At 41.4% G+C, this 13,677-nt stretch carries 12 protein-coding genes and 1 tRNA gene; 8 read left to right on the forward strand and 5 right to left on the reverse strand.

Annotated elements, in window-relative coordinates:
• Positions 1 to 69 precede the first annotated feature (69 nt).
• From GOM48_RS02350 to GOM48_RS02365, 4 genes are all read left to right on the forward strand, one after another.
• Positions 70 to 1,221: an MFS transporter gene (locus GOM48_RS02350; RefSeq protein WP_235098119.1), complete on the forward strand. Its 1,152-nt coding sequence runs from the start codon at positions 70 to 72 to the stop codon at positions 1,219 to 1,221.
• A gap of 96 nt (positions 1,222 to 1,317) precedes the next feature.
• Positions 1,318 to 2,067, forward strand: a complete 750-nt coding sequence (truA, locus tag GOM48_RS02355) for a tRNA pseudouridine(38-40) synthase TruA (protein ID WP_235098121.1) — start codon at positions 1,318 to 1,320, stop codon at positions 2,065 to 2,067.
• Positions 2,057 to 2,830, forward strand: a complete 774-nt coding sequence (locus GOM48_RS02360) for a bifunctional hydroxymethylpyrimidine kinase/phosphomethylpyrimidine kinase (RefSeq protein WP_235098123.1) — start codon at positions 2,057 to 2,059, stop codon at positions 2,828 to 2,830. Before truA ends, GOM48_RS02360 begins: the two co-directional genes overlap by 11 nt.
• Positions 2,808 to 3,269 (forward strand): ECF transporter S component, encoded by a 462-nt coding sequence (locus GOM48_RS02365; RefSeq protein ID WP_000814969.1) that lies wholly within the window; start codon positions 2,808 to 2,810, stop codon positions 3,267 to 3,269. Before GOM48_RS02360 ends, GOM48_RS02365 begins: the two co-directional genes overlap by 23 nt.
• A gap of 102 nt (positions 3,270 to 3,371) precedes the next feature.
• On the opposite strand, the gene GOM48_RS02370 is transcribed toward GOM48_RS02365, so the two are convergent.
• The 5 genes from GOM48_RS02370 to GOM48_RS02390 all read right to left on the reverse strand — a co-directional run bounded on the left by GOM48_RS02370 (position 3,372) and on the right by GOM48_RS02390 (position 9,676).
• On the reverse strand, positions 3,372 to 4,454 hold the full coding sequence (locus tag GOM48_RS02370) for a M24 family metallopeptidase (RefSeq protein ID WP_235098124.1): 1,083 nt from the start codon (positions 4,452 to 4,454) through the stop codon (positions 3,372 to 3,374).
• A 127-nt stretch (positions 4,455 to 4,581) separates the two neighbouring features.
• The gene (gene gatD, locus GOM48_RS02375) at positions 4,582 to 5,364 is read right to left on the reverse strand and encodes a lipid II isoglutaminyl synthase subunit GatD (RefSeq protein WP_235098126.1); all 783 of its coding nucleotides are present in this window, start codon (positions 5,362 to 5,364) and stop codon (positions 4,582 to 4,584) included.
• On the reverse strand, positions 5,364 to 6,707 hold the full coding sequence (gene murT, locus GOM48_RS02380; RefSeq protein WP_235098128.1) for a lipid II isoglutaminyl synthase subunit MurT: 1,344 nt from the start codon (positions 6,705 to 6,707) through the stop codon (positions 5,364 to 5,366). The genes gatD and murT overlap by 1 nt, the downstream gene beginning before the upstream one ends.
• Before the next feature lie 291 nt (positions 6,708 to 6,998).
• Complete coding sequence (locus GOM48_RS02385; RefSeq protein WP_084852572.1) at positions 6,999 to 7,754, reverse strand: hypothetical protein; 756 nt, start codon at positions 7,752 to 7,754, stop codon at positions 6,999 to 7,001.
• Positions 7,755 to 8,359: 605 nt separating this feature from the next.
• A complete protein-coding gene (locus tag GOM48_RS02390; protein ID WP_235098131.1) occupies positions 8,360 to 9,676 on the reverse strand; it encodes an FAD-containing oxidoreductase in 1,317 nt (438 codons plus the stop codon).
• A gap of 347 nt (positions 9,677 to 10,023) precedes the next feature.
• Here GOM48_RS02390 and GOM48_RS02395 point away from each other — a divergent pair, with 347 nt between their 5' ends.
• The 4 genes from GOM48_RS02395 (at position 10,024) to GOM48_RS02410 (ending at position 13,413) form a co-directional block, all read left to right on the forward strand.
• Positions 10,024 to 11,601 (forward strand): DEAD/DEAH box helicase, encoded by a 1,578-nt coding sequence (locus tag GOM48_RS02395; RefSeq protein ID WP_235098133.1) that lies wholly within the window; start codon positions 10,024 to 10,026, stop codon positions 11,599 to 11,601.
• Positions 11,602 to 11,883: 282 nt separating this feature from the next.
• Positions 11,884 to 12,672 (forward strand): GTP-sensing pleiotropic transcriptional regulator CodY, encoded by a 789-nt coding sequence (gene codY, locus GOM48_RS02400; protein ID WP_125394844.1) that lies wholly within the window; start codon positions 11,884 to 11,886, stop codon positions 12,670 to 12,672.
• Positions 12,672 to 13,247, forward strand: coding sequence for a cysteine hydrolase family protein (locus tag GOM48_RS02405; RefSeq protein WP_084973289.1), 576 nt, complete (start codon positions 12,672 to 12,674; stop codon positions 13,245 to 13,247). Before codY ends, GOM48_RS02405 begins: the two co-directional genes overlap by 1 nt.
• A gap of 80 nt (positions 13,248 to 13,327) precedes the next feature.
• A tRNA-Leu gene (locus GOM48_RS02410) sits at positions 13,328 to 13,413 on the forward strand.
• Positions 13,414 to 13,677 lie beyond the last annotated feature (264 nt).

Consider the following 13,677-nt stretch of genomic DNA (forward strand, 5'->3'; position numbering starts at 1 on the left):
GGCTCCTTCTTTTCTTGCCATCTTCCTTTTAAAAGGATCAACAGTGAGAAATATACAGAAAGAAAATCCATGAAACAATATTTAGAACGGGCTAGTATTTTGGCCCTCTCCCTCGTTTTGATTACCTCCTTTTCCATCTCAAGTGCTCTGCCAGCTATGTTTGACTACTATCAAGGCTACCCCAAAGAACAAATCGAGCTCTTGGTCAGCCTTCCTTCTTTTGGAATTATGATTATGCTGGTTTTAAATGGTTTTTTGGAGCGGTTGTTTCCTGAGCGACTTCAGATTAGTCTAGGACTTCTCATCCTTTCTATCGGTGGAACAGCCCCCTTCTGGTATCAGGATTATAACTTTGTCTTTGCGATGCGGATTTTATTTGGCTTGGGTGTGGGGATGATCAATGCCAAGGCCATTTCTATCATCAGTGAACGCTATCATGGAAAGACACGAATCCAGATGTTGGGTCTTCGAGGATCGGCAGAAGTTGTCGGGGCGTCGATTTTGACTCTGGTGGTTGGTCAGCTCTTACCCTTGGGATGGACAGTGACCTTCTTGGCCTACAGTGCGGGATTTTTAGTATTGGTTCTTTATTTGCTATTTGTCCCTTATGGGAAAGAAAAGAAAGAAACAAAGAAAAAAGAGGCCGAAACGACTCGTTTGACAGGACAGATGAAAGGCTTGATTTTTCTATTGGCTGTCGAAGCAGCAGTTGTTGTCTGCACCAACACAGCTATCACCATTCGTATCCCTAGTTTGATGGTAGAAAGAGGTCTAGGGGATGCCCAGTTATCGAGTTTGGTTTTAAGTATCATGCAGTTGATTGGGATTGTGGCTGGCGTGAGTTTTTCTTTCTTGATTTCTCTCTTTAAAGAAAGATTGCTCCTTTGGTCAGGTATCACCTTTGGATTGGGGCAGATTGTGATTGCCTTGTCTCCGTCATTGGGTGTGATGGTAGTTGGAAGTGTTGTGGCAGGTTTTTCTTATAGTGTGGCCTTGACCACTGTCTTTCAGCTTCTTTCTGAAAGAATTCCAGCTAAACTCCTTAATCAGGCAACGTCCTTCGCAGTGCTAGGATGTAGCTTTGGAGCTTTTACGACACCTTTCGTCCTGGGAGCTGTCGGCATGGTCACTCAAAACGGGATGCTGGTTTTCACCATTCTAGGATGCTGGTTGATTGTCACTTCTATTTTTGTTATGTACGCACTTCAAAAGAAAGCTTAGGATTGATTTCCTAAGTTTTTCTTTTTCATTTTTGTCCCCAGACAATTCTCTTTCTTTGAACTTGTTTGCTCAGATATTTCTTGATAAAATAGACACATGACAAGATATAAAGCAATCATTTCCTATGATGGTTACGCTTTTGCTGGCTTTCAGCGCCAGCCTCATACGCGGAGCGTTCAGGAGGAAATCGAAAAAACGTTAACGAGACTCAATAAGGGGCAAGCCGTCACTATTCATGGTGCTGGTAGGACTGATAGTGGGGTTCATGCCCTGGGGCAGGTCATTCATTTTGATCTGCCCTATCAGATGGATGAGGAAAAACTCCGTTTTGCTCTGGATACCCAGTCTCCTGAAGATATCGATGTGATTTCGATTGAGATTGTGGCGGATGATTTTCATTGCCGTTATGCTAAGCATAGCAAGACCTATGAGTTTATCGTGGATAGGGGGCGTCCCAAAAATCCTATGCGTCGTCACTATGCCACTCACTTTCCTTATCCACTCGATGTGGAACGGATGCAGGCGGCCATCAAAAAGCTAGAGGGAACCCATGATTTCACCGGTTTTACCGCCTCTGGGACTAGTGTAGAGAACAAGGTTCGAACCATTACAGAAGCCAGCCTTAGTGTTGATGAGACAGGCCAATTTTTGACCTTTACCTTTTCAGGAAATGGTTTCTTGTATAAGCAGATTCGCAATATGGTGGGGACACTGCTCAAAATCGGAAATAATCGAATGCCAGTTGAGCAGATTGACCTCATCTTGGAGAAGAAGGACAGGCAACTTGCAGGTCCAACGGCAGCACCAAATGGCTTGTATTTAAAGGAGATTCGTTATGAAGAATAATCGTATTTTAGCCCTTTCTGGAAATGATATTTTTAGTGGTGGTGGTCTGTCAGCTGATTTGGCCACCTATACCTTGAATGGCTTGCACGGCTTTGTAGCAGTGACTTGTTTGACGGCTGTGACAGAAAAGGGTTTTGAAGTCTTTCCTACGGACGATACTATTTTTCAACATGAGTTGGATAGTTTGCGTGACGTGGACTTTGCGGGGATCAAGATTGGTCTTCTCCCTACTGTCAGTGTAGCTGAGAAGACACTGGACTTTATCAAGCAACACCCAGGGGTGCCTGTAGTTCTAGATCCTGTCTTGGTCTGTAAGGAAACGCACGACGTGGCTGTGAGTGAACTCTGTCAAGAATTGATCCGCTTTTTCCCTCATGTTAGCGTGATTACGCCAAATCTCCCTGAAGCAGAATTATTAGCTGGTCAGGAGATTAAAACCTTGGAAGATATGAAGGCTGCAGCGCAGAAATTGCATGAATTAGGAGCGCCAGCAGTTATTATCAAGGGAGGTAATCGCCTTAGTCAGGACAAGGCTGTGGATGTCTTTTATGATGGGCAAACCTTCACTGTCCTAGAAAATCCCGTTATCCAAGGTCAAAATGCTGGTGCAGGTTGTACCTTTGCCTCAAGCATTGCCAGTCACTTGGTTAAAGGTGATGAACTTTTACCAGCAGTAGAGAGCTCTAAGGCTTTCGTTTACCGTGCTATTGCACAAGCAGATCAATATGGAGTAAGACAATATGAAGCAAACCAAAACAACTAAAATCGCCCTTGTATCTCTTTTGACAGCCCTTTCTGTGGTTCTAGGTTATTTCTTAAAAATCCCAACACCAACAGGCATTCTAACTCTCTTAGATGCGGGTGTCTTCTTTGCAGCCTTCTACTTTGGTAGTCGTGAAGGGGCTGTCGTTGGAGGACTAGCAGGTTTCTTGATTGACCTCTTATCAGGCTATCCACAGTGGATGTTCTTTAGCTTGGTAAACCATGGCTTGCAGGGATTTTTCGCAGGATTTAAAGGGAAATCTCAGTGGCTAGGCCTTATCTTAGCTACTATTGCGATGGTAGGAGGCTACGCCTTGGGTTCAACTTTGATGAATGGCTGGGCTGCAGCCCTACCAGAAATCCTACCAAACTTCCTGCAAAATATCGTGGGAATGGTTGTAGGGTTTGTGCTTAGTCAAAGTATTAAGAAAATTAAGTAAAGCGGCTGGAGAAAAGTTCTAAAAATCAGAAAAACGCATAATATCAGGTGTTGAAAAACCTTGATATTATGCGTTTTATTGTGGGAAGATTTTCGAAAAATATTAATCAAAATAAAGCAAATCTTTGCTGGTGCTTGTAAAGAGGTCAAATCCATCCTTAGTGACAACACCGCAGTCTTCGATACGAACACCGACTTTACCAGGGATATAGATACCAGGTTCAACAGAGAAGCACATGCCTTCTTCGATGACCATGTCATTTCCTTCCATGATAGATGGGAATTCGTGGACATCCATACCGATACCGTGACCGAGACGGTGGTTGAAGTACTCACCGTAACCAGCTTTTTCGATGACTTCACGGGCAGCGCGGTCCACTTCATGTGCAGTCACACCTGGCTTGATGAAGTCAAGAGCAGCTTGTTGGGCTTCAAGGGTCAAGTTGTAGATATCTTTTTTGAATTGGTCAGGCTTACCGACAGCGACCGTACGTGTCATATCTGAGGCATAGCCATTAACCATGACACCGAGGTCAAAGAGGAGAAGGGCGTCTTTTTCGACCTTGTTTGCACCAGGAATTCCGTGCGGATTTGCGGCGTTATCGCCAGTCAAGACCATAGTATCAAAGCTCATTTCATAGCCTTCACGTTTCATAGCAAAGTCGATTTGTGCAATGATGTCTGTCTCAGTCTTATCAAGAGAAATGTTGTCAAAACCAACCTTAACCGCCTTATCGGCATAGAGACCTGCAACCATCATTTTTTGGACTTCATCAGCAGATTTGATGAGGCGCATGCGTTGGATGCGAGGAGTGAGATTTTCAAACTCAGCAGTTTCAAAGACAGTTTTCAAACCATGGTATTTGGTCAGGATGAGATTATCAAACTCAACAGCGACACGTTTGAAGTCGTGCTGAGGCAAAGCGTTTTTGATTTTTTGCCATGGATTTTCAGAATCCACATAGCCCACAACTGGGAAAGCTACAGTGCTGCTTGCACGCTCCACTTCAAGGGCTGGGACAAAAAGGAGAGGTTCCCGGTCCGCTAAGACAAAAAGGAACATTTGGCGTTCATGGGGATCACTGTAAAAGCCAGTGAGGTAATTAATAGTGACGGGATCAGATACGACAGCGACGTCTAGTTTTTCTGATTCAAGATATGTTACGATTTGTTGTAATTTAGACATATGCTACCTTCTTTCTATCCCTCTATTTTGGCAAAAAATGAGAGAAAATGCAAGAGAGAAGGGTAAAAGAGCAGGCAAAAAGAACTCCGATATGATAGCGGAGTTCTTTGATATAGTTTTCTTTAGTTTAAGAAAAGTCTGCCTTGCTTTTTACGTCGCTGTATTCTTCAGCGATTTCTTGGCTGAGAATATCTTCATAGGCAGGGAGTTGGATGTCCTGACCGTATTTTTTCCGGAGGGCAGTAGTGACTAGGCGATAAGCTAGATTGGCATTGCGAGAGAGGATAGGTCCGTGGAAGTAGGAACCAAAGACATTCTTATAATGAACCCCTTCGCCGACCTTTTCCTCGTTGTTTCCATTTCCATAGACAACCTGTCCCAGTGGTTTTTGGTCATCTGAGAGGAAGGTACGGCCTTGGTGATTTTCAAATCCATAGTAGGTTTCATCGAATTCTTCATTGTGAATCTTAATATCACCGATGAAGCGGTTATTGGTTTGGTTGAGGGTATAATGTCCCATGACACCAAGCCCTTCGATGCGTCTTCCAGAAGCCTCAATATAGTATTGCCCCAACAACTGGAAGCCGCCGCAGATTGCAAGAACCACACCGTCCTTTTGGATGTAGTTGTCAATGCTTTCTTTTTTAGCAGGAAGGTCTCCAGCGATAATACTTTGTTCAAAGTCTTGGCCTCCACCGAAAAAGGCGATATCGTAGTGATTTTCGTCAAAGTCATCATGGAGAGAAACGATGTCAACCGTCACATGAGCCCCCAGCTTTTCAGCTACATACTTGAGCATGAGGATGTTTCCATTGTCCCCATAGGTATTCATGAGATTTCCATAGAGGTGGGCGATGTTGAGCTGATAAGGGTAGTTGCAAGCTTTTGAGGAAAGTGAAGTATAAACCATTAGTTCATCTCCTTTCTAACAATCTGACGACTAGCCAGCAGTTCGCGGAATTCAAGCATAGCAGTATAGGTTGCTAGGATATAAGCATGCTTGCAGTCTTGGTTCTCAATGGTTTTGAGAACCTGCTCCAGATTGCTTGTCTCAGTGATTTTATCAGCTGGATAGCCTGTCACCCGTAGACGACGAGCGATTTCAGAATGACGAACACCGCCAGCATTGATTTCAGGGATATCCATATCAGTGATTTGTTCAAAGTCCGCATCCCAGATCCAGCTAGTGTCAATTCCGTCTGCATAGTTAGCATTGAGGAGGACAGATAGACTAAATGGATAAGGTGCTAGTTTAATCATCTCGATAGCTTGGGTTGCACCGACTGGGTTTTTAATCAAGACGAGAGTACATTCCTTGTCGCCGATATGGAATGTTTCCTGGCGTCCAAAGACAGCACGGCTCTTGTCAAATCCTTGCTTGATCAGTTGTGAATCAGCCCCGAGAAAACGGGCGATAGCAACCGCAGCAAGGGCATTGTAGATATTATAGAGTCCACCGATTTGGATTCCGTATTCTTGTCCGTCAATGACAAAGCGGGAGCGATTGTTGGTCAACTCAACCAAATCTGTCAGACGGTAGTCCAAGTCAGGCCGTTTGCAACCACAATTTTCGCAGATATAGGCACCCAAGTTGGCATAGGTATTGTGCTCATATTTGAGGATGCCTTGACAGTCAGGGCAGAGAATCCCTTCGGTATTGTAGTGAGCTAGTTTGGCTGGTCCTTTTTCCAAGTCAAAACCAAAATACTGTACAGGATTTGGAATAGCTGGTTTGTAGAAAAGCGGGCTATCGCCATTGAGGAGAACTGTAGCCGTAGGCACCTTACGGATGGCATCCAAAATCATGTTATAAGTCGTGTAAATCTCACCGTAGCGGTCCATCTGGTCACGGAAAATATTAGTGATGACAAAAAGGCTAGGATGGATGTAGTCACAGATACGAGATAGGCTGGCCTCGTCAATTTCGAGAACGGCAATGTTTTTTCCAGTTTTAGAGGATTTGGCAGTCAAGAAAGTTGTCGTAATCCCTGTTATCATATTGGCGCCACTTGGATTGGTCAGAACCTGACCATAAACCTCTTTTAAAATGCCGACAGTGAGGGCAGTTGTCAGGGTTTTCCCGTTGGTTCCAGTGACCACGACAATCTCGTAGTTCTTAGCTAGATTTTGTAAAATATCTTTATCAAATTGAAGGGCGAGTTTTCCTGGGAGCGTACTTCCGCGGCCAAGACGGCTTAAAACGAAGTGAGAAGAACGCCCAGCTAGGAGGCCCAAAGTAGTTTTTAATTTCATGTTTCTATTATATCATACTGCGCCCAGCAGTCCAATAACTAAAGTAACCTCTAAGATCAACTAGAGAAGTAACCTTAGAGGTGCTTTTTAGGTTCTGATTAAACCAATCAAATACAATATCTTTAGATTTGATAATTTTGGCAAATTTAAGAAATAAATCTTTCTTATTCTGAACATAAGAAAGGAGAGGACATCGATTATCCTCTACAGGTTTTAAAATTTCATTAATCCATTATAACTGACAAAGATACCTAACTTTTGGGATTTAGATCATTTTTTGGAAAGTCTCTTTTATAATAAATTACGAATTTTTTCTTTTATAAATGCGTTAAGAGGATAGTGTTTATCAAGATATTCTAGGAGTGCCTGAGCAGATTCAGAAATTCGTTCGTAACCTTGCAAGAAGTGAGGCAATTGTTTGGCCTCATTTGGATAACCTTTTTCAAATCTTCTGTTGCTGTTAAAAATATCTATAAAATCAGATTTAGAAGTTTTTTCCAAATTGATTAGTTCGGTCCAAAGCTTGACGGATCTGTTTTGAATGAAATCATAAGCAGCCAATTTTTCGCCTCGTTGATAGCGACCTAGTCCTATATATAGATTGCATAAAATTTCTCCCAACAGCCATTCACGGTCTCTATTTTCTTTTGATGGCAATCTTTGTGGCCGGCAGATTGTTTCATCAAAACCGACCTCCTTCCAGACAATCTTGCCTTCAGCGAAGGGAATGTTTACTAGTTCATGAGCTTCAAAGACAGCAAATTCACAAAAAACATCATCTTCAAATAGAACTTTATGTCCGTCCACTGTATTTTGGTAGTGAAATGCAATTGGTTCTAGATTACTTAACCAAGTTAGATCCTGGATATAGGCCTGCTTGTAGCCATCTTTTACAATAACAAAGAAATCCAAATCTGAGTATTGATCCAATCGGTCTCTTTCTACTCCGCAAGAACCAAGTGCCAACAAAGCTAGTGCTTGTCTAGAATCTTTTAGAGACTGACCAATATCATCTAGTCTTTGTAACAGTAATTCTGTTTTATTCATAATCGTTACCTCATTATTTCTTGTTTACAGACATTATATAGTTAATGTTTTCGAAAGTCAATTTCATCCCATACCAAATATATACTAATGTAATATGGGATTTCTTTCGATATTTTTTACAATGATAAAGTTTAAACATTTTGCAGGGTATTGTTCATATTATCAAGAATGAAGAAATTTGAAGTATCCTTTGATTGATTAGAAAGTGATTCTTATCTTTAAAAAGATTAAATAATTTGGAAAATATTTAAGAAGAAAAAATATATCGACTTAACCATCAATTTGCAAACGGTAAAACCTTTCCACAAACGATGAAAATACACATACGACCCGCGCAAAGAGTGGATAATTTACTAATTAGGTATGAAACAATCATTGCAAAATATACTTTTTAAATTACCCATAAAACGATGAGCTGAAGCGAGTTATTCAAAGTCATATGTATTGCTGATATTTGAAAGAGTGACCTGAGACTCAATCTATATCATTAGGACTGCTAAGTGAAGTTTGTATATTATATCATAAAAGAGTGAAAAGGCAGATTTGAGATTTCTCAGAAACAAAAACAGCCCGATGAGGGCTGTGAGATACCAAGAAGTCTCAACTTAAATCGCAAACAGGTCATTCAAGTTCTCAGCCAAGGTTGGGTGAGTGAAGATTTGTTTTGTGAAGTAAGTGTAAGGAATCTTGTTGTCCATCGCAACAGTGATGATGTTGATGATTTCTTGAGAACCTTCTGAGAAGATAGTTGCACCGAGAATTTCTTTTGTTTCAGTATTGACAACCGCTTTGAAAGCTCCGCGAAGGTCGCCATTTACATGACCACGAGGCATTGCTGCAACAGGGATTTCCTTCACAGCGTATGGAAGTTTCAAATCAGCTGCTTGGCTTTCAGTCAAACCAACTTGTGAAAGTGCAGGTGTGATGAACATTGTATTTGGTACATTGAGACGGTCTTCAAGCGTGTAGCTGCCATCTCCAGCAAGGTAGCTGTAGACAACACGGAAGTCATCAAGTGAAATGTAGGTAAATTGAAGTCCACCGTTGACATCTCCAACTGCAAAGACACCAGGAACGTTTGTTTGACAATGTTTGTCTACCTTGATAGCCCCACGCTTTGTTAGTTCAATATCTGTGTTTTCAAGTTGAAGTGGTTCGACGTTTGGTTTACGTCCAGTTGCGTAGAGAAGGGCGTCGAAACGGTAAGTTTCGTTTTCAGTTACGACAAGGACTTGGTCACCGTCGTTTTTGATTTCAGTAGTACGGATATTTTGAAGCAATTCAATGCCGTCTTCTTCCATGTATTGTTTAGCAAGAGCTGCGATGGAAGGTTCTGCTCGAGGTAGGAAAGTATCTAAGGCATCTAGAACTGTTACCTTGCTTCCAAGTTTGTTGAAAAGGCCAGCAAATTCAAGACCAATGTTTCCGCCACCAAGGACACCAAGTTTTTCAGGCAATTTGTCCAAGTTTTGGATACCTGTTGAGTCAAAGACGTTTTTGCTTGTAGCAAGTCCAGGGATTGGCAAGACGTTTGAAACAGCACCAGTGTTGATGACGATAGTTTCAGCAGTCAATTCTTGTTTTTCATCACCAGCTTGGATTTCGATGACTTTGTTTGAAAGGAAGTGAGCTTCCGCATCAAAAATATCGACGCCTGTACCAGCAACAGTCGCATAGTTTTTACCGTTAAGGCGACCAGTGATGGTGTTTTTGGTAGCAATGACTTCTTCAAAAGACAAATCTTTCTCAGCAGCAACTAGCAAGGTTTTAGTTGGGATACAACCGATATTGATACAAGTTCCACCGTACATAGCTTTGCTACGTTCAATGAGGGCAACTTTTTTGCCAGCTGAAGCTAATTTACCAGCTAGTGTTTTCCCAGCTTTACCAAATCCAATAACGATTAAATCATATGTTAACATTTATAGTCCTCCTATTCGATTTTCATTCTAGCATAAGAAAACACTTTTTGCACAAATCTGCTACGGGAAGTGAAGTGAGTTTGAAATGGTCTCTTCAAATCCTTTGAAAACAAGTTTCAGGTCACTTTACTGTTAGAAAATCGTTTACATGATTTTCCTAATGGATTCTACTATCTTTTGCTTCTCTCTTGTGTTATACTAGATAAGTTGCAAAGAAACTAGTACTTTTCTTTCGTGGAAAAGAAGCAACACGGTATCTCGTTTTGAAGAAGATACGTCATGAAAAGAAAAGTATAAACTAAAGCCCTATAGGGTGGCTTCGCACCATCTTTAGAAAGAAGAAAAACGTGAAATTTAATGAATTTAACTTGTCTGCTGATTTGCTAGCAGAGATTGAAAAAGCTGGATTTGTAGAAGCCAGTCCTATCCAAGAACAGACCATTCCCTTGGCTCTCGAAGGAAAAGACGTTATCGGTCAAGCTCAGACTGGTACAGGGAAGACTGCAGCCTTTGGCTTGCCAACCCTTGAAAAAATCCGTACAGAAGAAGCGACCATCCAAGCCTTGGTCATCGCTCCAACTCGTGAACTCGCTGTTCAAAGTCAAGAGGAACTCTTCCGCTTTGGCCGTAGCAAAGGAGTGAAAGTTCGCTCAGTTTACGGTGGTTCCAGCATTGAAAAACAAATCAAGGCCCTTAAATCTGGTGCCCACATCGTGGTAGGAACACCAGGACGTCTCTTAGACTTGATTAAACGCAAGGCCTTGAAATTACAAGATATTGAAACGCTTATCCTTGACGAAGCGGATGAAATGCTCAATATGGGCTTTCTTGAAGACATTGAAGCCATCATTTCCCGTGTCCCTGAAAATCGTCAAACATTGCTCTTTTCAGCAACCATGCCAGATGCTATCAAACGTATCGGTGTTCAGTTTATGAAGGACCCTGAGCATGTCAAGATTGCTGCCAAGGAATTGACAACAGAGCTGGTTGATCAGTACTATATCCGTGTCAAGGAACAAGAGAAATTTGATACCATGACACGTCTCATGGATGTGGAACAACCAGAGCTTGCTATTGTATTTGGTCGTACCAAACGCCGTGTAGATGAATTGACTCGTGGTCTTAAGATCCGTGGTTTCCGTGCAGAAGGAATTCATGGTGATTTGGATCAAAATAAACGCCTTCGTGTCCTTCGTGATTTTAAAAATGGCAATCTTGATGTTTTGGTTGCGACAGACGTGGCAGCACGTGGTTTGGATATCTCGGGTGTGACCCATGTCTACAACTACGATATTCCACAAGATCCTGAAAGTTATGTTCACCGTATCGGTCGTACAGGTCGTGCTGGTAAGTCAGGTCAATCTATTACTTTCGTAGCACCAAATGAAATGGGCTACCTTCAAATCATCGAAAACTTGACTAAGAAACGCATGAAAGGCTTGAAACCAGCGACAGCTGAAGAAGCCTTCCAAGCTAAGAAACAAGTAGCTCTCAAAAAAATCGAACGTGATTTTGCGGATGAAACTATTCGTGGGAACTTTGAGAAATTTGCTAAAGATGCTCGTAAGTTAGCAGCAGAATTTAGTCCAGAAGAATTGGCTATGTATATCTTGAGTCTGACAGTCCAAGATCCAGACAGCCTTCCTGAAGTGGAGATTGCGCGTGAAAAACCACTGCCATTTAAACCATCAGGTAATGGCTTTGCTGGCAAAGCTAAGGGAGGTCGAGGAGGCCGTCGTGGAGACGACCGTCGCGACCGTGATCGCCGTGGCAATGGTCGTCGTGATGACTTCAAGAAAGGTAGTCGTGGAAACGATCGTTTTGATAAAGACAGACGTTACCGTAATAAAGACAATAAAAAACCTCGCAACACTTCAAGTGAAAAGAAAACAGGCTTTGTTATTCGTAACAAGGGCGATAAATAGAAAAAAGCGATTCACACTGTGAATCGCTTTTATATATAAGGAGACCGATAGTAAAAGAAGATGTATAAAAGTAAAGGAAAGGTGAGATGGGAAGGGGAACTTTAATCCATCTTCTTATAATATTATTATATAAAAATCAAAACAGAATGTCAATAAAAAATTTCCATTTTTATAAAATATTTTTGCTTTTAAAAATTGCAATTCAATAAGCAATTTTCAGATAATTATTGAAATAAAGACTTTTCTATGTTATAATGGAAGCGATTATATGCGAGGTAAAAAATGGCACATTTATTAGAAAAAACAAGAAAAATTACATCAATTTTAAAACGCTCAGAAGAGCAAATGCAGGATGAACTTCCCTACAATGCCATTACACGTCAACTAGCAGACATTATTGATTGCAATGCCTGCATTGTCAATAGCAAGGGCCGTCTTTTGGGCTACTTTATGCGCTATAAAACTAATACAGACCGTGTAGAGCAGTTTTTCCAAACCAAGACGTTCCCAGATGACTATGTACAAGGGGCAAACATGATCTATGATACAGAAGCCAATCTTCCTGTTGAACATGATTTGACCATTTTTCCTGTAGAGAGCCGTGCGGATTTTCCAGATGGTTTGACAACCATTGCTCCCATTCATGTATCAGGGATTCGCCTAGGTTCCTTGATTATTTGGCGTAATGACAAGAAATTTGAAGATGAGGATTTGATTCTTGTTGAGATTGCGAGCACAGTGGTAGGGATTCAACTCTTGAACTTCCAGCGTGAAGAAGATGAGAAAAATATCCGTCGTCGTACTGCTGTAACCATGGCAGTCAATACCCTCTCCTACTCAGAACTTCGTGCTGTTTCAGCTATTTTAGCTGAGCTGGATGGAAATGAAGGACAATTGACTGCATCGGTCATTGCAGACCGTATTGGAATCACGCGTTCAGTGATCGTCAATGCTCTCCGTAAGCTAGAGTCGGCAGGAATTATTGAAAGCCGTTCACTAGGAATGAAGGGAACATATCTCAAGGTATTGATTTCAGATATCTTTGAGGAAGTGAAAAAGAGGGACTACTAATGACAAAGGCTTTAATCTCAATTGACTATACAGAGGATTTTGTAGCAGACCATGGAAAGTTAACTGCTGGTGCTCCTGCTCAAGCCATATCAGAGGCGATTGCTCAGGTGACCAGACTGGCTTTTAATCGTGGAGACTATGTTTTCTTCACCATTGATGCTCATGAGGAAGAGGATGATTTTCATCCTGAGAGTAAACTTTTCCCACCTCACAACATCATTGGAACTAGTGGTCGCAACTTGTATGGAAAACTAGCAGATTTTTACCAAGTCCATGCTTCTGATAGTCGTGTTTTTTGGATGGACAAGCGTCACTATTCAGCATTTTCAGGAACGGATTTAGATATCCGCTTGCGAGAACGTAGAGTTGATACAGTCATCTTAACGGGTGTTTTGACAGATATTTGTGTTCTCCATACGGCTATTGATGCTTATAACTTAGGTTATCAAATCGAGGTTGTCAAGCCTGCTGTTGCTTCTATCTGGCCAGAAAATCATCAGTTTGCTCTTGGACATTTTAAGAATACTCTGGGAGCCAAATTGTTGGATGAAAATCTGTCTGAAATTAAAGAATGATTCCCTTGGAAAAATGAAAAAAATCTGAAAAAAGTGTTGACAAAGATTTTGAAAGTTGATATACTAGTAAAGTAATCGACGCGGGGATGGCGGAATTGGCAGACGCGCAGGACTAAGGATCCTGTGACCGCTTTAGGTCGTGAGGGTTCAAGTCCCTCTCTCCGCATAGGATAAGAGTTAGCTTTAGCTAGCTCTTTTTGTTTTTAAAAAGAAGGCTAGAAGAGGTATTTTGGATATCGGAAGGTATTGGCATCAAGAACTATCATTTATGGCATGGAGTCGGTTTTTGATTGGTAAAACGTGTTCTATATGAAGAAAGTTGGCAGTTGCTAGCTTTCTTCATTTTTTTAAAAAATAAAGTAAAAAATTTTTCGATTTCATAAACATTTCATATTTGGATTTTATAATAGCCTTACAAATATGGAGGTGA

It is taken from the genome of Streptococcus oralis, assembly GCF_021497885.1.
GTDB lineage: Bacteria > Bacillota > Bacilli > Lactobacillales > Streptococcaceae > Streptococcus > Streptococcus oralis_BQ.